Origin of the sequence: Pseudomonas sp. UBA3149 (genome assembly GCF_002364655.1) — a bacterium.
Classification (GTDB): Bacteria; Pseudomonadota; Gammaproteobacteria; order Pseudomonadales; family Pseudomonadaceae; genus Chryseomonas; species Chryseomonas luteola.
In genome coordinates this window covers 40,689-60,282 of the sequence record NZ_DEYV01000039.1, presented here as the reverse complement: position 1 = coordinate 60,282, position 19,594 = coordinate 40,689, and the positions used below count along the sequence as shown (strand labels likewise).

The window sequence follows — 19,594 nt, the reverse complement described above, 5'->3', positions numbered from 1 at the left end:
CACAGGTCAAGCTTTATTTTGAACTACTCAGCTTTAATAACAATGCGGGCAAATGCCTTCTTGCCTGCCTGACAAACATGAGTGGTACCCAACTTGAAGACAAAGCTTCGATCTACTACTTCACCATCAACCTTTACGCTACCTGCGTTCAGCAAATCACGTGCAGCAGCTGAGTTCTTTACCAGACCTGCGCGATTGAGCACTGCGGCTACGGGCATATCCTCCGCAGTCGTTAACGTTACCTCTGGAATTTCCTCTGGTAGCTCGCCGTCCTTCATGCGATTGCCAGCAGAACGGTGAGCGGTAGCAGCTGCCTCCTCACCATGGAACCGGGCAACGATCTCCTCGGCCAACTTGATCTTGATATCGCGCGGATTGGCACCCGCCTCTACATCATGGCGAAACGCTTCAATCTCACTCATCGCCCTAAAGCTTAAAAGCTCAAAATATCGCCACATCAGCGAGTCAGGCATTGAAACGATCTTATTGTACATAACGCCAGGCGCTTCCTGGATGCCTATATAGTTGCCAAGCGACTTGGACATCTTCTTGACGCCATCCAGCCCCTCAAGCAAAGGCATGGTGAGAATGGACTGCGCCTCTTGGCCATAGGCACGCTGCAACTCGCGGCCCATTAACAAATTGAATTTCTGATCAGTTCCACCAAGCTCGACATCTGCTTTCAATGCAACCGAGTCATACCCCTGAACCAGGGGGTACAAGAACTCATGAATAGCAATGGGTTGATTAGTCGCGTACCGCTTACTGAAATCGTCACGTTCAAGCATACGTGCGACCGTGTACTGAGACGCCAGGCGGATAAAGTCAGCCGGTGTAAGCTTGTCCATCCAAGCAGAATTAAACGCCACTTCAGTCTTCGCCGGATCCAATATCTTGAATACCTGAGCTTTATAGGTTTCGGCGTTTTCAAGAACCTGGTCACGCGTCAATGGTGGACGAGTCGTGCTTTTACCACTGGGATCGCCAATCATGCCTGTGAAGTCACCAATCAGGAAAATGACCTGATGACCCAGCTCCTGGAATTGACGTAGCTTATTGATCAGAACGGTATGGCCTAGATGAAGGTCTGGAGCTGTAGGATCAAAGCCTGCTTTGATACGCAACGGAGTCCCTTTCTTAAGCTTTGTAATGAGCTCAGATTCAACCAAAAGCTCGTCAGCTCCACGCTTGATCAGCGCTAACTGTTCTTCTACCGATTTCATTAGCCAATCCCGCTTAAATTAATGGCGCAACCATACAAGATCACCTGATAAAAACAAGATTTCCAGAAACCTCTACCTATCAGGCACATATTGAAAATTATTAAGGGTTGTTCGGAACTTTATTTGATTATATTTTAGGCAGTTATTCATGCTCAAAAGCACCGCTACGTCATGACACAACCAACTCCAAAAAGCCCGTTGTATCCTAAAAGCCATATCCTGGCTGCTAGTGGGGTCGCTGCGCTTCTGAGTTTGGCTCTGCTGGTGTTTCCTTCTCGCGATGTCGAGGCAAAGAAAACGCTCGTTAATATGGATATTCAGAATAGTGCTGAGCGCATTATTCAAGAAAAGGATGACCTTCGACAGCTAAGCACTCTCTCAGAGCCTGAAGCGTCCACAACTGAAAGTCCGTTCGCCAGTATTCCTGAGTCAACCGAAACGGCTCAAGAACCCAACCCAGCTGAACCCTCTTCTACCGAAAGCCTTGCCTCAGTTGACCCTCAGTGGAAAGTCGAAACTGTTAAAAATGGCGACACGCTTTCCACATTATTCTCGGCAGCCGGTTTGTCAGCAAACGTGCTGCAAGACGTTTTAAATAGCGACAAAGAAGCCAAAGCCCTTAGCCGAATTCACATAGGCCAAAAGCTCGAATTCAAGGTATCTCAGACCGGTGACCTGCTCGGCTTCCGAAGCAAGCCAAACGCCTTGGAAACCATCACGATCTCCAAAGCTGAAAGTGGTTATGACTTTAAGCGTGAAATAGCACAGCCTGATGTTGAAAAGGCTTATGCACGCGGCGTTATTGATAGCTCTCTATTTACAGCTGGCCGACGCGCCGGCCTATCCCACGACATGATCATGTCACTGGCCAACGTGTTCGCCTATGATATTGACTTCGCACTGGATATACGAGAAGGCGACGAATTCGAGGTCATCTACGAAAAGAAGGTGGTCGATGGAAAGCGTGTCGGCAACGGCAACATTTTAGCGGCGCGCTTCACCAACCGCGGTAAAACCTTTACCGCAGTCCGCTATACCAGCAAGCAAGGCACTACGAATTACTACACGGCTGACGGTAGCAGCATGCGTAGGGCATTTATTCGTACTCCAGTAGAGTTTACCCGTATCAGCTCTCGTTTTTCTCTGGGTCGTTACCATCCTGTCCTGAGCAAGATTCGTGCGCATAAGGGTGTGGACTACGCAGCACCAACCGGTACGCCTATCCATGCGACAGGGGATGGCAAAGTGGTAGAAGCTGGGCGCAAGGGTGGTTACGGAAACGCTGTAGTAATCCAGCACGGACAGCGCTACAGCACTGTTTATGGACATATGAGCAAATTCGGTCAAGGCATTCGACCAGGCGTACAGGTCAAGCAAGGACAGGTTATTGGATATGTAGGCATGACAGGACTCGCAACGGGACCTCATTTGCACTATGAATTCCGCATCAATGGTACGCATGTCGATCCGCTCGGCGTAAAGCTACCTATGGCTGATCCTATCGCAAAAAATGAGGTGAAACGTTTCTTGAGCCAAAGCCAGCCTTTAATGGCCCGCATGGACCAGGAAAAGTCCACCCTTCTTGCCATGAACAAGCGTTGACAGGTATGACGCTTTATATAGGGCTAATGTCTGGTACCAGCTTGGACGGACTGGACATTGCCCTTATTGATCAAACAGCTACTAGATGCACGCTTATCGGCTCTCATTATGTGCCGATGCCATCGAGCCTCAAACATAAGCTTCTTGAGCTGTGCAGTGCTGGCGACAACGAACTGGAACGTGCCGCACTGGCTGAGCAGGATTGGGTCCAGTTGGCTGCCCAAGGTATTGAGCAACTCCTCAGCGAAGCGCAGCTATCGACCTCGCATATCAGAGCGATTGGTAGTCACGGGCAGACAGTCAGGCATAGTCCATCTGATGGCTACACGATTCAGATCGGCAACCCGGCACTTCTTGCAGAGCTGACAGGGATTGATGTTGTTGCAGATTTTCGTCGACGGGATGTAGCTGCTGGTGGACAAGGTGCTCCCCTCGTCCCTGCTTTTCACGCGGCCATCTTTGGAGATCCGGCGAAAGAGCGAGCTATTCTTAACATCGGCGGATTTACCAATATTACATTGCTATCACCCGGCCACCCTATAGAAGGCTTTGATTGCGGCCCAGGTAATGTATTGATGGATGCATGGATAAACGAGCACAAAGGCGAGCCTTATGACCAGTTTGGTTCCTGGGCTGCCAGTGGCTCCATTTCATCCATGCTTCTTAATGCCTTTTTGTCTGATCCTTTCTTTGCCAAACAGGGGCCTAAAAGTACTGGGCGCGAGCTATTCAATTTAAGCTGGTTAAAACAAAAGCTCTCAGTGCTTCCTGCGATACCGGTAGCCGATGTTCAGGCAACCCTGGCCGAGCTTACCGCCATTTCTGTCTGTGATTCGCTGCGACTGGTTCAACCCACATGTGCCGAGCTATTTATCTGCGGCGGCGGTGCTCACAATGAGTTTCTGCTTAAGCGACTCTCTGCTCATTTACCAGAAACGCTCGTTACAACCACAGACGAACTTGGCGTTTCGCCAGACTTGGTAGAAGCAATGGCATTTGCCTGGCTGGCACATTGTTTTGTTGAGCGCATACCGGGTAACTGCCCGGACGTAACAGCGGCTAAGGGGCCTAGAATCTTAGGCGCGCTGTATCCTGCCTAAGCGAAAGCGCCGCGTTTAAACGCGGCGCCTCAGTAAAGCCTTCTTAGATTGAGAAAGACTGACCGCAGCCACATGTAGTTGCCGCATTAGGGTTCTTAATGACGAAACGCGAACCCTCCAGCCCCTCCTGATAATCGACTTCAGCGCCAGCCAGATACTGGAAGCTCATGGGATCGACAACCAGACTTACGCCGTCACGCTCTACAATGGTGTCGTCTTCAGCCGTATCTTCATCAAATGTAAAGCCGTACTGGAAGCCAGAACACCCTCCCCCCGTCACAAACACGCGCAGCTTAAGACGAGGGTTGCCCTCCTCATCGATTAAGTTCTTTACCTTATTGGCTGCACCGGGGGAGAACAATAAGGGAGTCGGAATGAAGGTTTCGATGGTCATGCTTGAATCTCCCGGCTTTCGCCGATACCAACTGCAATATGCAACATTATCCGCTTAACCCAGAAAAATGGTCAACTATTCTGCGACCGACCGATAATTAAAACTTAAATCGCTTATAAGGTGACGCCTGTAACACGGGCATCTACTATCTCTGGTTTTATATTGCCGGAGATACTTGATGCTCTATCTATGGATCAAAGCGTTACACATCATAGCTTTAGTCTGCTGGTTTGCCGGTCTGTTCTATTTGCCCCGACTGTTTGTCTACCACGCGCAAAGTGAAGACACCGTTAGCCGTGAGCGCTTCATTCTGATGGAGCGAAAGCTGTATCGAGGAATCATGCTGCCTTCAATGTTGGCTACGCTTGTTTTCGGCATTGTATTACTGGTCCTGAATCCAGGCTGGCTGAGTCAGGGCTGGATGCATACCAAGCTTGCACTTGTCTTTTTGCTGGTCGGCTATCACCACATGTGCGGTGCCATGCTGAAACGCTTTGCGCGAGGTGAAAACAAACACAGTCATGTATTCTACCGCTGGTTTAATGAAGCTCCCGTCCTGATCCTGATTGCGATCGTGATTCTGGTTGTCATCAAACCCTACTAAATTTCCAGACGCAGCATATCCTGACAATATGCTGCGTGCCTCTTCTATTGTGCGACAAGGAAGCTCGCCATGTCTGATACGCGTTACAAGATTACCTTTGATGGGCAATTGCTCCCCGGTGTCAGTCGAGATGATGTACTGGAGAATCTTGCGAAACTTTTCAAAAGTGATACGCAGAAAATAGCCCAGCTGTTTCGCGGTCCCGTTACATTAAAAAGGGACCTTTCGGAACCTGAAGCTGATCGTTATCTGGCAGCCTTGAGACAAGCTGGCGCTCAAGCCAGGAAAGAACAGGACTTGGCCTCCATGCTTACGCTGGTTGAAGACAGAGAAACACTAGCAAAAGAAAGCACACGGTTAATGACTTGTCCAAAATGTGGACATGAGCAGATCAAGCGCGACGAATGCGAGCAGTGCGGCATTATTGTTGAAAAGTACCTGGCACGTCAGGCTGAGCTAGCGTCAGAGCCGCCCGCGCCGTCAGCTGCGCCAGTGATGGCCGCGTCTCCTTATGCTCCGCCTCAAGCAGACCTTTATACCCATGGCGAACATGAACACGGTGCCTTGAAGATCTTCAGCCTCAAAGGTCGAATAGGACGCCTGCGCTTTTTAGCTTGGTCGCTTGTAGCATCTGCCGCTTTTTTTGCTGCCTTTTTTATGCTGCTGACAACGGTAGGGATCTCAAGTCTCATGACGTCGCATTCCTCAATCCTTACAGGGCTTGGGCTTAGTGCCCTGCTTGGCCTTGCAATGCTATTCATTAACCTGAGCATAGGTGTTCAACGCTTGCATGATCTAGGCTGGTCAGGCTGGCTCTGGCTTTTGAGCATCGTTCCGCTCATAGGAGGCCTGTTTACTTTTGTGCTGATGGTCTTACCAGGATCACGTACAGCCAATCGCTATGGTGCACCGCCTCCACCTAACAGCATGGCGGTCAAGCTTTTAGCGGGTATCTGGCTATTTATTGTGATCGCCATGATTCTGGCCTCCCTTGTGCGCCCTAGCTAAGGGCACCCTACCACGCCGGAGCGGTCCAACTTCATGCCGTACTTCTGAGGGAGCATCATGCCTCGCTATGCATTAATTACTGGCGCCTCTAGTGGAATAGGCCTTGCGCTTGCTGAAGCACTGGCGCGCCGCGGTCATCCCTTGATCTTACTTGCCCGAAAGCGGGAGGCACTTGAAAGCATTGCCAGTGAGCTGGCCCAGCGATTTGGCGTGGAAGTACTTTATCGTGTTTGCGATCTGTCGGAGCCGCTGCATGTGACAGGGCTTCTGCACGAGCTTGAGCAGAGCGAGAAGGTTATCGACCTGCTTGTGAACTGTGCAGGCATGGGGACTGGCGGCCCCTTTCTTTCCTCCGACTGGTCACGCGAGCAGCACCTTATTGAGTTGAATGTGCTGGCTCTGACTCGCCTCTGCCATGCCCTAGGTGCGCACATGGCTCAACAGGGCGGCGGACAGATTCTCAACGTGGCTTCGACAGCCGCCTTCCAGCCCATTCCGCTTATGAGCAGCTATGCCGCCAGCAAGGCGTATGTCCTGCATCTTTCCGAAGGGCTGCGTGAAGAACTAAAAAGCCGAGGCATTTCCGTCTCGGTGTTATGCCCTGGCCCAACGCGTACAAGCTTTTTCCGCAAAGCTGGCATGCAGACTGCCTCAATGGAGAAAGGCAAAACCATGATGGGCGCCGAGGAGGTTGCATTGATCGCCATGCATGGCCTCGCCAAGCGCAAGGCCATCATTCATTGCGGATGGCGAAACCGCCTGACGGCAATGGTACCTCGTTTTTTGCCACGCTCACTTGTAAGAAAAGTTACCGCCAGAATAGGCCGCATGCTGACATCACCTTGACTTGCGTCTGTGCGCAAAAGATAACCCTCGCTACACTTTGATCTTCAAATACACAGGAGACATCCATGGACTGCCTGTTCTGTAAAATCGTGGCGGGAGAGATTCCAGCCCGCAAGCTTTATGAGGACGATCATGTCATTGCCTTCCATGACATATCGCCCCAGGCCCCCGTTCATTTTCTTGTCATTCCCAAGAAGCATATCGCCACGCTTCATGACCTGAGCGAAACCGATGACAAGACGCTAGCAGGTCATATCCTGTTTACGGCACAACGCCTGGCCCAGGAACAAGGTTGCGATGAAGGCTTCCGGGTGGTCATGAACTGTAATCCAATGGGTGGACAAACGGTTTACCACATCCATATGCATGTACTTGGCCAACGGCAAATGACGTGGCCGCCGGGTTAAGCGTTCCTTTACCCTCCCCTGATTTGAACCTGGAGATTGGAATGGCTAACGATCGTCACTATTCCCCTGCAGATCACCTGTTCATGCAGGTTGATGCTGCATTAAAAACACTGCTGCCCTTCAATGGACACCCTAATAGGGCCTCTCCTGCGCTGAGTCATTCGGAAGCCGAGCTGGATGAGTCCAGCACCCGGCACGTGGCTGGACTGATGCGCATCAACCACACCGGAGAAGTGTGCGCACAAGCGCTCTATCAGGGACAGGCCTTGACGGCCAAGCTGCCTGAAATTCGAAGCGCCATGGAAGAAGCCGCTGACGAGGAGATTGATCACCTCGCCTGGTGCGAACAGCGAATTAAGGAGTTGGGAAGCCATACCAGCGTACTTAATCCATTGTTCTATGGCCTATCATTTAGCATCGGCGCGACTGCTGGCCTGATCAGCGATCGTCTCAGCCTTGGCTTTGTCGCCGCGACAGAAGAGCAAGTCTGTAAGCATCTTGATGAGCACCTGATGCAGCTTCCTTCGGAAGACAAGCGCTCCCGAGCGATTCTTGAGCAGATGCGCATTGACGAGGAGCAACATGCGGATCATGCCCTGGATGCAGGCGGGCTACGCTTCGCTACGCCTATCAAACTTGGCATGACGCTTCTTTCAAAGGTCATGACCAAAAGCACATACCGCATTTAAGACAACAAAAAGGGCGCTCAAAGCGCCCTTTTAATTTCAACCTGCTGCTTAACGAGGCAGGTTACGACCAGAAAATATCTCACGCATCTCATGCTTGAGGCGTTGCGTTACCTGCTCACGCTGCTCACGCGAAAGATTCTGAGTAGCATCACCAAACAGGTAATTTTCTAGCTCGAACTCTTTCAATAGCATCTTGGTGTGGAACAGATTGTCCTGATAGACGTTTACATCCGTCATCTGATAGGCCGAACGCGTGTCTTCAGACAGGTAGTTCTGGATGGAATTGATCTCATGATCGATAAAGTGCTTGCGTCCTTCCACATCGCGGGTAAAACCACGAACGCGATAGTCGACAGTCACAATATCCGAATCAAACTGATGAATCAGATAATTCAATGCCTTTAGCGGTGAGATGACGCCACAGGTAGACACATCGATATCGACACGGAATGTGGCTATACCGTCAACGGGATGAATTTCCGGATAGGTATGAACCGTAATATGGCTTTTATCCAGATGCCCTAGAATTGTTTCACGTAGCGGACCGGGTGATTCCTCGATCTGGCTTTCGGTAGGCTCAACAGGCTGCTCCGAAATGAGAATGGTCACGCTGGCGCCCTGAGGGTCGTAATCCTGGCGAGCGATATTCAGAATATTGGCACCGATGATATCCACGACGTCTGTCAGGATCTGAGTCAGACGCTCGGCGTCATACTCTTCATCAATGTACTGTACATAGGCTTGCTGATCTTCTGACGTCTCTGCATAGCAGATGTCATAGATATTGAAGCTCAAGGTCTTCGTCAGGTTGTTGAAACCATGGAGCCTGAGTTTACTTTTCACCGTAGGGAACTCCCATAGGTACGGTCTCTGACCGTGGTCGTGAATGCCCGTCATCTGCATAAGGCGCAGGTGCGTAGGGCCGTTTCATACCTCTTCGCATTGGCGATTGTGGCTGTGCTTGTCGGGCCTTGCCCTGAAAAGGGGCGCATTATGCAGAGCCTGAGGGCTATCCGCCAGAGGTTGCGCCCGAAAGACGATGAATTGATGACAGTCAGGGCTTAATTAAGCTCTATGATCTCGTATCCGTGCGAAATCTCGACGCCCGCACGCTCCAGCATGATGGAAGCTGAACAATACTTTTCTGCAGACAGCTCAATGGCGCGCTTGACCTGCGCTTCCTTCAAGTCACGGCCCTTGACCACAAAGCGGATGTGTATCTTGGTAAATACCTTGGGTTCGGATTCAGCCCGCTCAGCCTCAAGAAAGGCCTCACAGCTCTCTACAGCCTGGCGAGATTTCTTTAAGATACTCATCACATCAAAGCTGGTGCAGCCACCCAAGCCGATTAGCAGAGCCTCCATTGGGCGGACGCCTAGGTTACGACCGCCATGATCAGGAGGGCCGTCCATGACAACCACATGGCCACTGCCCGACTCGCCCAGAAACATGGCCTCACCGGCCCATTGAATTCGTGCTTTCACCATGAGACTCCACAGCAAGTAAAAAAATAGAGTACCACAGCCCCATAAATGTGATGGAATGCTATCAAACTGCCATTAAACTGTTAGTCACGTCGCACACTTCACAAGTCGTGATCTGCAGAGTAAAAATTCACTTTAATTTAGTGGCAAACTTGCCGATATGTTCAAATCCCTGTAGACAAGGCTTGTCTCAACTTCAGGAACCAGCATGGCCGCTATTATTCCTCCTGCAAAACTTCAACATCTCGATAAACTGCTCGCGCATTGCTCGCGTCGCCGCTATACCGCCAAGACGACGATCATTTATGCGGGTGATAACAGTGAAAGCCTGTTCTTCATCCTCAAAGGGTCGGTAACGATTCTGATCGAGGACGACGAAGGTCGCGAAATGATCATTGCCTATTTGAATGCGGGCGACTTTTTCGGCGAGATGGGGCTATTTGCCAAGGAAGGAAGCGAACCCGAACGCAGCGCCTGGGTTCGTGCACGCACGGAGTGCGAGGTTGCCGAGATCAGCTACAGCCAGTTCAGAGAACTGAGCCAGCAAGATCCCGACATGCTCTTCTCGCTGGGCCGCCAGATGGCCGAGCGTCTGCGCCAGACTACGCGTAAGGTAGGTGATCTTGCCTTCCTGGACGTGACTGGTCGTGTCGCTCGTACGCTGCTTGACTTGTGCAAACAGCCCGACGCCATGACGCATCCGGACGGTATGCAGATCAAAATCACACGCCAAGAAATTGGTCGCATCGTTGGATGCTCACGTGAAATGGTCGGTCGCGTACTCAAGTCTCTGGAAGAGCAGGGCCTTGTCCATGTGAAAGGCAAGACAATGGTTGTGTTTGGTACTCGCTAAACACACCATGCTCTGACAAAAAAGCCGGCTCGCGCCGGCTTTTTTATTAATCACTCTACGTCGGGGGAGGAGATCCCCGCGCGTCTTTCAGGAAAGAACAGCCGGTGCAGCTCGTGTCCGGGATCCTCTGCACGCATGAATGCTTCACCTACTAAAAAGGCATGCACATCGCTGACTTGCATCAGCTCAACGTCAGCCCTGTTCAGAATGCCACTCTCGGTTACCACCAGACGCTCTCGCGGAATAGATGGCAACAGGTCCAGTGTTGTTTCCAGGCTCACCTCAAATGTATGCAGATTGCGGTTATTGATACCGATCAGCGGCGTATCGAGCGTTTTCAGCGCTCGCTCCAACTCATTTGCATCGTGAACTTCAACAAGCACATCGAGGCCAACCGACTTTGCTGTAGCGGCTAGCTCTGCCATCAAGGTATCGTCTAGGGCGGACACGATGAGAAGAATGCAGTCAGCACCAATCGCACGGGCTTCAATGACCTGGTATGGATCGATCATAAAGTCTTTACGAATGATAGGTAATGAGCAGGCTGCCCGGGCTTCCTTCAAATAGGCATCGCTGCCCTGAAAGAAATCGATATCCGTCAGGACCGAAAGACAGGTCGCGCCGCCTGCTTCATAGCTTCGCGCAATATCTGCCGGCACGAACTCCTCCCGCAGGACACCCTTACTGGGCGAGGCCTTCTTGACCTCAGCAATGACCGCTGGTTCTCTTCGCGCCACGCGATCCATCAGGGCCTGGGCAAATCCCCTTGGTGATTCAGAGGCCTGCGCCAAGGCCTCCAGATCGGCCAGTGGAAGCGCTGACTTACGCCGTGCTACTTCTTCAGCTTTGCGGGCCAGGATTTTTTGCAGAACGGTAGGTACGCTCACGCTTGATTCTCCACTTTGTATACCGCTGTAAAGCTGGCCAACTCATCCATTTTTTCCCGGGCAAGGCCGCTGTACAACGCGTCATGCGCCAGATTGACACCTTCTTGCAAACTTGAAGCTAGATCAGCTGCATACAATGCGGCTCCCGCATTAAGCACAATCATGTCAGCGGCCTTTTGCCCAGCCTCGGTTTTCCGACGCCCCAGGGCATCCCGGATCAGACTTAATGAAGCCTCCGGGCTGTCGACTGTAAGCCCGATCAAGCTCTGACTCTTGATACCAACATCCTCCGGAAGGACTTCATACTCTTGAATTTGTCCATCCTTGAGTTCAGCAACACGTGTAGGCGCCGCCAGGCTGAACTCGTCAAGCCCATCCCTGGAGTGAACAACCAGCACATGCTTGCTGCCTAGCCGCTGCAGCACTTCGGCAAGGGGACGGCACAGTGCAGGCGTGAATACCCCTACTACTTGATGCAAGACACCGGCTGGACTGGTCAACGGACCTAGCATGTTGAATAACGTACGCAGCCCCAGAGACTTTCGAGGGCCTGCAGCATGGCGCATCGCACTGTGGTGAGATTGGGCAAACATGAAGCCTACCCCTATCTCGTTAACGCAACGGGCTATTTGTTCGGGCGTCAGGTTGAGATAAATCCCCGCCGCTTCAAGCAGGTCGGCACTGCCGCTTTTACCTGAAACAGCACGGTTGCCGTGCTTGGCTACTTTTCCCCCAGCAGCCGCGACAACAAAGACAGAAGCCGATGATACATTGAAGATATTGGCCCCATCCCCTCCTGTTCCCACGATATCCACAACGTGCTCAAGGCTGGGCAATTCAACCTTGGTAGCCAGCTCGCGCATCACGCTTACGGCACCACAAATTTCATCGATGGTTTCGCTCTTGATACGCATGCCCATGAGAAAAGCGCCGATCTGGGCATCATCACATTGCCCGGTCATGATCTGGCGCATAACGTCCTGCATTTCGCTTGTGGTCAGGTCGAGTTGACTGACGATTTTGCCGAGCGCTTCCTTGATATCCATGACTAGCGTGCGCCTCCGGTCTGCTTGAGGAAATTGGCCAGCAGGTCATGACCGTATTCGGTAAGAATCGACTCGGGGTGAAACTGGACACCTTCCAGCATGTACTCGCGGTGACGGAGCCCCATGATTTCATCCATGGTTCCATCTTCGTGTTGAGTCCAGGCAGTAATTTCCAGACAGTCCGGCAGCGTTTCTCGTTTCACCACAAGCGAATGGTAGCGCGTGACCGTAAAGGGGTTGGGCAATCCGGCAAATACACCCTCACCCTTGTGATAAACCAGGCTCGTTTTGCCATGCATCGGCTCACGCGCTCTGACCACCTCACCTCCAAATGCCTGCCCCAGGCTCTGATGACCAAGGCACACACCCAAAGTAGGCACTTTGCCTGCGAAATGTTTCAGCAGTTCGAGCGAGACGCCTGCCTCATTCGGTGTGCAGGGGCCTGGGGAAACGACAATGCGCTCCGGCGCCAGCGCATCGATTTCGTTTACGGTCGTTTCATCGTTGCGTACGACTTTTACGTCTGCCCCTAACTCGCCCAGGTATTGCACGAGGTTATAGGTGAAGGAGTCGTAGTTATCCAGCATCAGTAACATGGTAGCGCTCCTTCAGGTACGCGAAGTCGTAGAAGTTTGTTCAGCCAGTGCAACCGCGCGGAACATCGCACGACGTTTATTGATCGTTTCCTCCCATTCCGCAGCAGGTTGAGAGTCTGCAACGATGCCCCCACCGGCCTGAACATGAAGCTCACCGTTTTTGATGACGGCAGTACGAATCGCGATGGCAGTATCCATATTGCCATTCCAGGCCAGATATCCTACGGCACCGCCGTAGACACCTCGCTTGACAGGCTCCAGCTCGTCGATGATTTCCATGGCGCGGATCTTCGGCGCGCCGGACAGCGTACCTGCCGGCAGGATGGCACGCAGGGCATCCATGGCATTGAAATCGTCCTTGAGCTGGCCGGTCACGTTGGACACGATGTGCATGACATTGGAATAACGCTCGATCACCATTTTTTCGGTCAGCTTGACCGAGCCGGTCGACGATACGCGGCCAACATCATTACGACCTAGATCGATCAGCATCAGATGCTCGGCAATTTCCTTTTCATCACTGAGCAGGTCTTTTTCGAGCTCAAGATCCTGCTCCTCAGACGCTCCTCGTGGACGCGTTCCGGCGATAGGTCTAACCGTTACCAGCCCTTCCTCTACTCGAACAAGGACTTCCGGCGAACTGCCTACGACATGGAAATCACCGAAGTTGAAGAAGTACATGTAGGGCGTTGGGTTGAAGCAGCGTAGCGCGCGATAGAGGTCGATGGGGGCGGCCTTGAAATCGATGGACATCCGCTGGGAAGGCACGACCTGCATGCAGTCCCCAGCCAAGATATAGTCCTTGATCTTGACAACCGCCTGTTCGTAATCCGCTTGAGTAAAGCTGGCTCGAAACTTGGGCTCCTGCGCCTGAGGTGCACTGAAATCGAGTCCACGGCGCGGCGTAATAGGCTGACGCAGGCGCTCCAGTAATTCATCCAGGCGCGCTTTGCCTTGGTCGTAGGCATTTTCATCGGCCGGGTCGACCAGCACGATGGCATGCATCTTGGTAGATAGATTATCGAACACCACGACAGCATCAGATACCATCAGCAGGATATCGGGATTGCCCAGCGGGTCAGGATTGGGGCAGGCACCCAGGCGCTTTTCAACGTAGCGGACACAGTCGTAGCCGAAATAGCCGACCAAGCCACCATTGAAGCGCGGAAGGTTAGGCAGTGTGGGCACGCGATAGCGCTGCTGGAATGCTTCGACAAACGCTAGCGGGTCCTCGACCTCAACGGTTTCGACGACCTCATCGCCCTCATGAATCGTGGCCTGGTGACCATAGACTCGCAGTACGGTGCGACTGGGCAGCCCGATAATGGAGTAGCGACCCCATTTTTCACCACCTTGGACAGACTCAAGCAGGTACGTATTGGTGGTATCGGCCAACTTGAGATAAAGCGACAGCGGCGTGTCGAAATCAGCCAGGGTTTCGAATGTCAGGGGAATACGGTTATAGCCGGCAGCGGCCAAACGCAGGAATTCTTCGCGGGTCATGATCAGCCTCGTGGAGGGTAAAGGTCAGGTGCAAAACGCGCCGGGCATGCCGGCCAGGAATGAGTCAGGCGCGCCAGCGCCAACGCGCCAGGGCCTTGATGACCTTCATCCACAGTTTGCAGGTGACCACCACGATTCGATCTCTTCACCGGGTAGATAGGAATACGGCCACACTAGCTCAGGCAACTCGCTGAATCAACCTCTTTGCCATAGCGAGTGTGGCATTTTATCGCTAAGCCAGTAACTGCCTAAGGTCGTCCAGTAGCCAGTCAGGTGACTCATCGGCTATGGGCTGACCATGATTGTAGCCATAGGTCATCGCGACGCAGCGCACTCCGGCAGCCCGTGCAGCACGGATATCGTTACGTGAATCACCAATGAATAAGGCGTCGTCAGGCTTGGCACCCGCCTTGCCCAAGATATAGAGGAGCCCGGCAGGATCAGGCTTTTGTTGAGGTAACGTATCCCCTCCTACGATCCAGGAGAAAAAACCGCCCAGCTGCATGTCATCCAGAAGTGGGGCAACAAAGCGCTCCGGCTTGTTGGTAATGACGGCCATCGCAATCCCTTTGGCCTTGAGCGTCGCCAGCGCTTCCTGAACGCCGGGGTACACGACCGTGAGCTCGTGGCTGCCCCCATAAAGAGACATGAAAAGGCTCAGTGCCTCATCTGCCTCAGCCTCCGTGATGTGGCTGTGCTCCATCTGATCCGCCAAGGCACGACGAACCAGCACACGGGCTCCATTGCCAATCCACAGCCTGACCTTATCCAGCCCTGCAGGGGGTCGACCTAGCGTTTCAAGCATGGCATCAACCGCTGCGGCCAGATCTGGGGCTGAATCGAGAAGCGTGCCGTCCAGATCAAACATGATCAGCCGTGGCTGCTTTCCATCAAACAAGGTTTCCAGCACGCCTTGACTCATACCGCACGTGCCTTGGCCAGCTCATTACGCATGGTCTTGATGACCTCTGCATAATCCGGCGCATTAAAGATGGCGGAGCCCGCAACAAACGTATCGGCACCGGCACGTGCGATTTCACCGATGTTGGAAACGTTGACGCCGCCATCGATTTCCAGACGAATCGGCAGGCCGGAGGCATCGATCAGCTCACGTGCCTCGCGCAGCTTGTCGAGTGTTTTCGGAATGAACTTTTGGCCACCAAAGCCCGGATTTACACTCATCAGCAACACCATGTCGATCTTGTCCATGACGTATTTCAGGCAGTCCAGGGACGTCGCCGGGTTAAAGACCAGCCCTGCTTTACAACCACCTGCCTTAATGAGCTGCAGTGAGCGGTCGATATGCTCTGAAGCCTCCGGGTGAAAGGTGATGAACGAGGCGCCCGCCTCAATGAAATCACCGATAATACGATCCACTGGCTTGACCATCAGATGCACATCGATAGGCGCCGTCACGCCATACTTGCGTAGCGCCGAACAGACCATGGGGCCAATCGTGAGATTGGGCACATAGTGGTTGTCCATAACATCGAAATGGACGATATCGGCGCCCGCTGCGAGCACCTTGTCTACATCTTCACCCAGACGGGCAAAGTCAGCGGAGAGGATCGACGGAGCGATAGCATAAGGTTGCATGGAAAAGCCTCAAGGCAAGTCAGCGGAAAGCGGCATTGTACCCAATGCAGCGGCTGGGCATTCATGCATTAGAGAGCTGACAACCGGCATTTCTCCCCGCTGCTGTCTTGCACAGCACATCTTGCAGGGCACACTTGCCGCTTGTGGCGGTCAGTGCAAGTAGATGCCTCTTATTTGCGTGCCGCGGTAGACATCGCCCATGACAGCATGACCAAAGGTGATTAGTCTTCCGCCCATTCTGGACAGGACGAAGTGCACTTCATGTTTAGCCGACCCGGTGTGTTCAACAAGACCCTGCTGCTGATTGCTCTTGGCATGGCCAACAATGCCTCTGCCGAAGAAGCTACTACCCCGCCAGCCCCTGCTGCCGAACGAGCAGCTCCGATTGGACGCAGTCAGGATACTGCGCAGGCGCTGGAGCGTACGCTCCCCAAAAGCGAGCAGCAGACCCTGACGGCGGGCAACGAGCAATTCCTGGCTTTATGGAAACCTGCCAATACTGCCCAGCCTCAGGGAACGATCGTCCTGATACCGGGTGATGGCGAGTCCGCTGACTGGCCCAACACCATCAGCCCACTCAGGCAAAAATTGCCCGACGAAGGTTGGCAGACACTTAGTCTGACCCTGCCCGACCCGCAAAACCAGGCTCCACTGCCGCGTAACGCCAATGGGGCGACTTCTGCTCCTGCCGATGCCGATGCATCCACTGCAGAGGGTGCGTCCCCCACACCCGTAGAAGGTGTGACCGGCACCGCACCAACACCTGAAACCCAGGCTGAAATAGGTAGTGGCGAACCCGCACAGGCAGGCAAGGCACCCTCGGATGCCAAAGCATTGCAGGATGCCTATGCGGAGGGCGTCATGGCTAGACTGGCGGCCGGAATCGACTTTGCGCTACAGCGAGGCTCCAAGCAGGTGATTCTGCTCGGTCACGGTACCGGAGCCTATTGGGCAGCTCGCTACCTCGCTGAACGAGAGCCCAGCGAGCTTCATCACTTGATTATCATTGATGGCAAGGCACCGATTAATTCGGGCTCAAATCTGGATGCGATCGTGCCCAAGCTCAAGGTAGCAACAGGCGACTTCTATCATAACCAGTCTTCGATCGCTCAAGCCTCGGCCCAGCAGCGCCGCCAGGCTGCCAAGCGGGAACAGGCCAGCGATTACACCCAGGTTGCCCTAAAGACGATTCCCGGCGACCCCTCCAATGAGCAGGAACAGTTGTATCGTCGTGTGCGAGGCTGGCTTAGCACACACATAGCGGCAGGCGGTGGAGAGCAGCCTGCGCACTAACGAAAGCCATGCCGTTCTTTGATAAGCCGATAGGCTGCGTGCAAGGCAGCGGTTTTTTCCGCTGCCTCCTGAACCACATATTTATTGGCGCCGGCACCTTGAACCTTGTCGGGATGATGCCTGCTGAGCAATCGCCGATAGGCTTGCTTGATACTTTTGCTATCGCTGCTCTCGCTTACCCCTAGCAGCGCCAAAGCCTCTTTATAGCCATTGTTTGCCCGCGGCTTCTTCGCTGACCGCATGGGCTGCAGTTCATCTACTCGCGTTTGTGAGAGCCCGGCCCACAATCCCCATTGCCGGATCAGGTCCCGCTCACCAGGCCGGACGCTGCCGTTCACCCATACCATTCGCCAACAGGCACGAATGATAATTTCAGCCTGACTTTCCGCTGCAGCCAGCCGGGTACGAGCCGAGCGAACTGCCGTTTTACCCTGATTGAACGCAGCGATTGCACGGCGGCGGCCCTCAACGTCCAAACCCAATCGCTTAATTTCACCTTCAGCCTGGCGAATATGTGCCGTCGACACTTGCCCCCCTGCCTTGGCCAGATGGCCGAGCAGTTCAAACAAGAGCTGATGCTCAAAACCAACCTGCCCCAGCCGCAGGCGCAGCGCAGACCAGGAGGTGAGTCCCAGCTTACGCTCGGCCGCATGCCCTAACATTGCACCCAGCAATGCTCCAGAAAGATCAGCTACTGCCCAGCCGGTAAGCGCCCCGGACAGCGTTAAAGGCCATGGCCAGAACACTAGGCGCTCGCCTCGATCAGTTGCTCGACTTCTGCCAGCCGCTCATGGGTTCCTACATCGACCCAACGACCGGTATGCAGCGTCCCGCTGACACGCCCTTCTGCAATGGCTGCGCGCAGTACAGGCGCCAACTTGAAGGCGCCTGCCTCGCAGGTGCGAAATAGATCGGGATGCAGTATTGCAATACCGCTGTAGGTAAACCTGTCGCAAGCCTCGCCAGCTTCAACCACGCGTCCATTACTCAAAAAGAAATCCCCTTCAGGGTGGTGAAGAGGGTTATCGACCAAAATCAGATGCGCTAAATCACCGGCGGTCAGCTGTAACGGCCGATAGTCGTAATCCGTCCAGATATCGCCATTAGCCACCAGGAAAGGCTCTTTACCTAACAGCGGAAGCGCCTTGAAGATGCCGCCGCCGGTTTCCAGCGGCTCACCTTCAGGCGAGTACACGATACTGACGCCTAACCGCGAGCCATCTTGCAGGTAGTCTTCTATCTGCCGCCCCAGCCACGCATGATTGATAACAAAATCGTTGAAACCAGCCGCCTTCAAAGCCCGAATCTGGTATTCGACCAACGGTACACCGCATGCTTTAACCAAAGGCTTTGGAGTATGCAAGGTAAGCGGGCGAAGCCGCTCTCCACGCCCTGCCGCAAGAATCATGGCTTTCATACGGTAGAGGCCTCCCGAAGCTCGGCGAGCAAGGCCTTCAAAGGCGCGAGTTCAGGGCGCCGCGCGATAACCGCCTCGATATAGGCGAAGAAACGCGGCACGTCAGCCAGATACTTGGGCTTGCCGTCTCGATGGCAAATGCGCGCAAAGATCCCGATGACCTTGAGGTGTCGTTGTACGCCCATCAGGTCGCTGGCTCGGTAAAAATCTTCAAAATCCTCGCCAACCGGCAAGCCTTGCTGCCGGGCACGGGTCCAGTAAGTTTCGATCCACCCTCTGACACGCTCCTCCGGCCAACTCAGGAAGGCATCCTTGAAAAGGCAGGTCACGTCATAGGTAATGGGGCCGTATACCGCATCCTGAAAATCCAGGACACCCGGATTTGGCATACTGACCATCAAGTTGCGCGGCATGTAATCGCGATGCACCAAGACGCGCGGCTGCGCCAGTGCGCTGTCAATCAGCAGCTCACAGACCGACTCCCACGCGTCCTGTTGCGCCGCATCGAGGCGATGATCAAGAACGTAGCGGACATACCAGTCAGGAAATAGCTGTAGCTCACGTGCTAACAGGGCGCGGTTGTACTCTGGCAGATGACCTTCCGTCGGAAGAACCTGATAGGTCAATAACGCATTCAAAGCGTCATTAAAAAGCGCGTCGGCATTATCGGATGTCAGTACGTCAAGGTATGTTTGCCGCCCTAGATCATCCAGCAGTAAAAAGCCCTGTTCTATATCCTGAGCCAGGATTTCCGGCACATGCACACCGGCCTCGGCCAGTAGCGCGGCCACATGCACAAACGGCCGGCAGTCTTCCTGTGGAGGTGGTGCATCCATAACGATCAGGGTACGGCCGTCACATTCCCAGCGAAAATAACGACGAAAACTTGCATCGCTACTGGCGGGGGTCAGCTCGCCTTCTCCAGGCGCTCCCCAGCCTTTTTTATTGAACAATTCAGGCAGACACGCGTCCAGCCACTGACAGAGTTGGGTAAAGCGAACATCTTCAGACATTTATAACGGTTTCCCTCGGCCCTAGCCGTTGCG

21 protein-coding genes and 1 pseudogene are annotated in these 19,594 nt (G+C 53.5%); 9 read left to right on the top strand and 13 right to left on the bottom strand.

Going from position 1 to position 19,594, the window contains the following annotated elements; genetic code table 11:
- Positions 1-23: 23 nt before the first annotated feature.
- Entirely contained in the window at positions 24-1,223 is a 1,200-nt protein-coding gene (tyrS, locus tag B3729_RS21780; protein WP_286788985.1) for a tyrosine--tRNA ligase, read from the bottom strand.
- 171 nt (positions 1,224-1,394) lie between these two features.
- Here tyrS and B3729_RS21775 point away from each other — a divergent pair, with 171 nt between their 5' ends.
- Both B3729_RS21775 and B3729_RS21770 read left to right on the top strand, forming a co-directional pair.
- Positions 1,395-2,825 (top strand): peptidoglycan DD-metalloendopeptidase family protein, encoded by a 1,431-nt coding sequence (locus B3729_RS21775; protein ID WP_010795953.1) that lies wholly within the window; start codon positions 1,395-1,397, stop codon positions 2,823-2,825.
- Between the two features lie 5 nt (positions 2,826-2,830).
- On the top strand, positions 2,831-3,925 hold the full coding sequence (locus B3729_RS21770; protein ID WP_286788984.1) for an anhydro-N-acetylmuramic acid kinase: 1,095 nt from the start codon (positions 2,831-2,833) through the stop codon (positions 3,923-3,925).
- 43 nt (positions 3,926-3,968) lie between these two features.
- Here B3729_RS21770 and erpA read toward each other — a convergent pair whose 3' ends face one another.
- Entirely contained in the window at positions 3,969-4,319 is a 351-nt protein-coding gene (erpA, locus tag B3729_RS21765) for an iron-sulfur cluster insertion protein ErpA (protein WP_019367557.1), read from the bottom strand.
- Positions 4,320-4,497: 178 nt separating this feature from the next.
- Between erpA and hemJ the strand changes: the two genes are divergently transcribed.
- From hemJ to coq7, 5 genes are all read left to right on the top strand, one after another.
- On the top strand, positions 4,498-4,923 hold the full coding sequence (hemJ, locus tag B3729_RS21760) for a protoporphyrinogen oxidase HemJ (protein ID WP_010795956.1): 426 nt from the start codon (positions 4,498-4,500) through the stop codon (positions 4,921-4,923).
- A gap of 69 nt (positions 4,924-4,992) precedes the next feature.
- Positions 4,993-5,931, top strand: coding sequence for a DUF805 domain-containing protein (locus tag B3729_RS21755; RefSeq protein ID WP_286788983.1), 939 nt, complete (start codon positions 4,993-4,995; stop codon positions 5,929-5,931).
- 57 nt (positions 5,932-5,988) lie between these two features.
- Positions 5,989-6,777 carry an SDR family NAD(P)-dependent oxidoreductase gene (locus tag B3729_RS21750; RefSeq protein WP_286788982.1) on the top strand — a complete coding sequence of 263 codons (789 nt, stop codon included), beginning with the start codon at positions 5,989-5,991 and terminating at the stop codon, positions 6,775-6,777.
- A 65-nt stretch (positions 6,778-6,842) separates the two neighbouring features.
- The gene (locus B3729_RS21745; RefSeq protein ID WP_010795959.1) at positions 6,843-7,184 is read left to right on the top strand and encodes a histidine triad nucleotide-binding protein; all 342 of its coding nucleotides are present in this window, start codon (positions 6,843-6,845) and stop codon (positions 7,182-7,184) included.
- A gap of 41 nt (positions 7,185-7,225) precedes the next feature.
- Positions 7,226-7,873 carry a 2-polyprenyl-3-methyl-6-methoxy-1,4-benzoquinone monooxygenase gene (coq7, locus tag B3729_RS21740; protein WP_010795960.1) on the top strand — a complete coding sequence of 216 codons (648 nt, stop codon included), beginning with the start codon at positions 7,226-7,228 and terminating at the stop codon, positions 7,871-7,873.
- Between the two features lie 48 nt (positions 7,874-7,921).
- Here the strand turns inward: coq7 and speD are convergent, their stop codons facing one another.
- Positions 7,922-8,716 (bottom strand): adenosylmethionine decarboxylase, encoded by a 795-nt coding sequence (speD, locus tag B3729_RS21735; protein WP_010795961.1) that lies wholly within the window; start codon positions 8,714-8,716, stop codon positions 7,922-7,924.
- 218 nt (positions 8,717-8,934) lie between these two features.
- A complete protein-coding gene (locus B3729_RS21730; protein ID WP_026004192.1) occupies positions 8,935-9,357 on the bottom strand; it encodes an OsmC family protein in 423 nt (140 codons plus the stop codon).
- Positions 9,358-9,565: 208 nt separating this feature from the next.
- Between B3729_RS21730 and crp the strand changes: the two genes are divergently transcribed.
- Positions 9,566-10,210 (top strand): cAMP-activated global transcriptional regulator CRP, encoded by a 645-nt coding sequence (gene crp / locus B3729_RS21725; RefSeq protein ID WP_010795963.1) that lies wholly within the window; start codon positions 9,566-9,568, stop codon positions 10,208-10,210.
- Positions 10,211-10,260: 50 nt separating this feature from the next.
- Here the strand turns inward: crp and trpC are convergent, their stop codons facing one another.
- The 6 genes and pseudogenes from trpC to rpe all read right to left on the bottom strand — a co-directional run bounded on the left by trpC (position 10,261) and on the right by rpe (position 15,838).
- Entirely contained in the window at positions 10,261-11,097 is an 837-nt protein-coding gene (gene trpC, locus B3729_RS21720) for an indole-3-glycerol phosphate synthase TrpC (RefSeq protein ID WP_286788981.1), read from the bottom strand.
- Positions 11,094-12,143, bottom strand: coding sequence for an anthranilate phosphoribosyltransferase (trpD, locus tag B3729_RS21715; protein WP_286788980.1), 1,050 nt, complete (start codon positions 12,141-12,143; stop codon positions 11,094-11,096). Before trpD ends, trpC begins: the two co-directional genes overlap by 4 nt.
- 2 nt (positions 12,144-12,145) lie before the next feature.
- A complete protein-coding gene (locus B3729_RS21710; protein WP_010795966.1) occupies positions 12,146-12,739 on the bottom strand; it encodes an anthranilate synthase component II in 594 nt (197 codons plus the stop codon).
- Between the two features lie 12 nt (positions 12,740-12,751).
- A complete protein-coding gene (gene trpE, locus B3729_RS21705; protein WP_286788979.1) occupies positions 12,752-14,242 on the bottom strand; it encodes an anthranilate synthase component I in 1,491 nt (496 codons plus the stop codon).
- A gap of 235 nt (positions 14,243-14,477) precedes the next feature.
- A pseudogene (locus tag B3729_RS21700) lies at positions 14,478-15,164 on the bottom strand (phosphoglycolate phosphatase); the annotation flags it as partial.
- A complete protein-coding gene (rpe, locus tag B3729_RS21695; protein ID WP_122041487.1) occupies positions 15,161-15,838 on the bottom strand; it encodes a ribulose-phosphate 3-epimerase in 678 nt (225 codons plus the stop codon). The gene rpe and the pseudogene B3729_RS21700, both read right to left, overlap by 4 nt.
- A 261-nt stretch (positions 15,839-16,099) precedes the next feature.
- Here rpe and B3729_RS21690 point away from each other — a divergent pair, with 261 nt between their 5' ends.
- On the top strand, positions 16,100-17,131 hold the full coding sequence (locus tag B3729_RS21690) for an alpha/beta hydrolase family protein (RefSeq protein WP_286788978.1): 1,032 nt from the start codon (positions 16,100-16,102) through the stop codon (positions 17,129-17,131).
- Here the strand turns inward: B3729_RS21690 and B3729_RS21685 are convergent.
- Genes B3729_RS21685 through B3729_RS21675 form a run of 3 tightly spaced genes read right to left on the bottom strand, consistent with a single transcriptional unit; the run spans position 17,128 to position 19,561 of the window.
- Positions 17,128-17,877, bottom strand: a complete 750-nt coding sequence (locus B3729_RS21685; RefSeq protein ID WP_286788977.1) for a DnaJ domain-containing protein — start codon at positions 17,875-17,877, stop codon at positions 17,128-17,130. The genes B3729_RS21690 and B3729_RS21685 overlap by 4 nt on opposite strands.
- Entirely contained in the window at positions 17,877-18,548 is a 672-nt protein-coding gene (gene murU, locus B3729_RS21680; protein WP_286788976.1) for an N-acetylmuramate alpha-1-phosphate uridylyltransferase MurU, read from the bottom strand. Before murU ends, B3729_RS21685 begins: the two co-directional genes overlap by 1 nt.
- A complete protein-coding gene (locus B3729_RS21675; protein ID WP_286788975.1) occupies positions 18,545-19,561 on the bottom strand; it encodes an aminoglycoside phosphotransferase family protein in 1,017 nt (338 codons plus the stop codon). The genes murU and B3729_RS21675 overlap by 4 nt, the downstream gene beginning before the upstream one ends.
- Between the last annotated feature and the right edge of the window lie 33 nt (positions 19,562-19,594).

What these genes read in the sequence shown, in the direction of transcription:
- B3729_RS21770 (WP_286788984.1), top strand. Translation starts at nt 2,831, where the DNA reads ATGACGCTTTATATAGGGCTAATGTCTGGTACCAGCTTGGACGGACTG.
- B3729_RS21710 (WP_010795966.1), bottom strand. Translation starts at nt 12,739, where the DNA reads ATGTTACTGATGCTGGATAACTACGACTCCTTCACCTATAACCTCGTG.
- crp (WP_010795963.1), top strand. Translation starts at nt 9,566, where the DNA reads ATGGCCGCTATTATTCCTCCTGCAAAACTTCAACATCTCGATAAACTG.
- coq7 (WP_010795960.1), top strand. Translation starts at nt 7,226, where the DNA reads ATGGCTAACGATCGTCACTATTCCCCTGCAGATCACCTGTTCATGCAG.
- murU (WP_286788976.1), bottom strand. Translation starts at nt 18,548, where the DNA reads ATGAAAGCCATGATTCTTGCGGCAGGGCGTGGAGAGCGGCTTCGCCCG.
- B3729_RS21690 (WP_286788978.1), top strand. Translation starts at nt 16,100, where the DNA reads ATGTTTAGCCGACCCGGTGTGTTCAACAAGACCCTGCTGCTGATTGCT.
- hemJ (WP_010795956.1), top strand. Translation starts at nt 4,498, where the DNA reads ATGCTCTATCTATGGATCAAAGCGTTACACATCATAGCTTTAGTCTGC.
- trpE (WP_286788979.1), bottom strand. Translation starts at nt 14,242, where the DNA reads ATGACCCGCGAAGAATTCCTGCGTTTGGCCGCTGCCGGCTATAACCGT.
- B3729_RS21745 (WP_010795959.1), top strand. Translation starts at nt 6,843, where the DNA reads ATGGACTGCCTGTTCTGTAAAATCGTGGCGGGAGAGATTCCAGCCCGC.
- B3729_RS21750 (WP_286788982.1), top strand. Translation starts at nt 5,989, where the DNA reads ATGCCTCGCTATGCATTAATTACTGGCGCCTCTAGTGGAATAGGCCTT.
- erpA (WP_019367557.1), bottom strand. Translation starts at nt 4,319, where the DNA reads ATGACCATCGAAACCTTCATTCCGACTCCCTTATTGTTCTCCCCCGGT.
- B3729_RS21675 (WP_286788975.1), bottom strand. Translation starts at nt 19,561, where the DNA reads ATGTCTGAAGATGTTCGCTTTACCCAACTCTGTCAGTGGCTGGACGCG.
- rpe (WP_122041487.1), bottom strand. Translation starts at nt 15,838, where the DNA reads ATGCAACCTTATGCTATCGCTCCGTCGATCCTCTCCGCTGACTTTGCC.
- B3729_RS21755 (WP_286788983.1), top strand. Translation starts at nt 4,993, where the DNA reads ATGTCTGATACGCGTTACAAGATTACCTTTGATGGGCAATTGCTCCCC.
- B3729_RS21775 (WP_010795953.1), top strand. Translation starts at nt 1,395, where the DNA reads ATGACACAACCAACTCCAAAAAGCCCGTTGTATCCTAAAAGCCATATC.
- trpD (WP_286788980.1), bottom strand. Translation starts at nt 12,143, where the DNA reads ATGGATATCAAGGAAGCGCTCGGCAAAATCGTCAGTCAACTCGACCTG.
- tyrS (WP_286788985.1), bottom strand. Translation starts at nt 1,223, where the DNA reads ATGAAATCGGTAGAAGAACAGTTAGCGCTGATCAAGCGTGGAGCTGAC.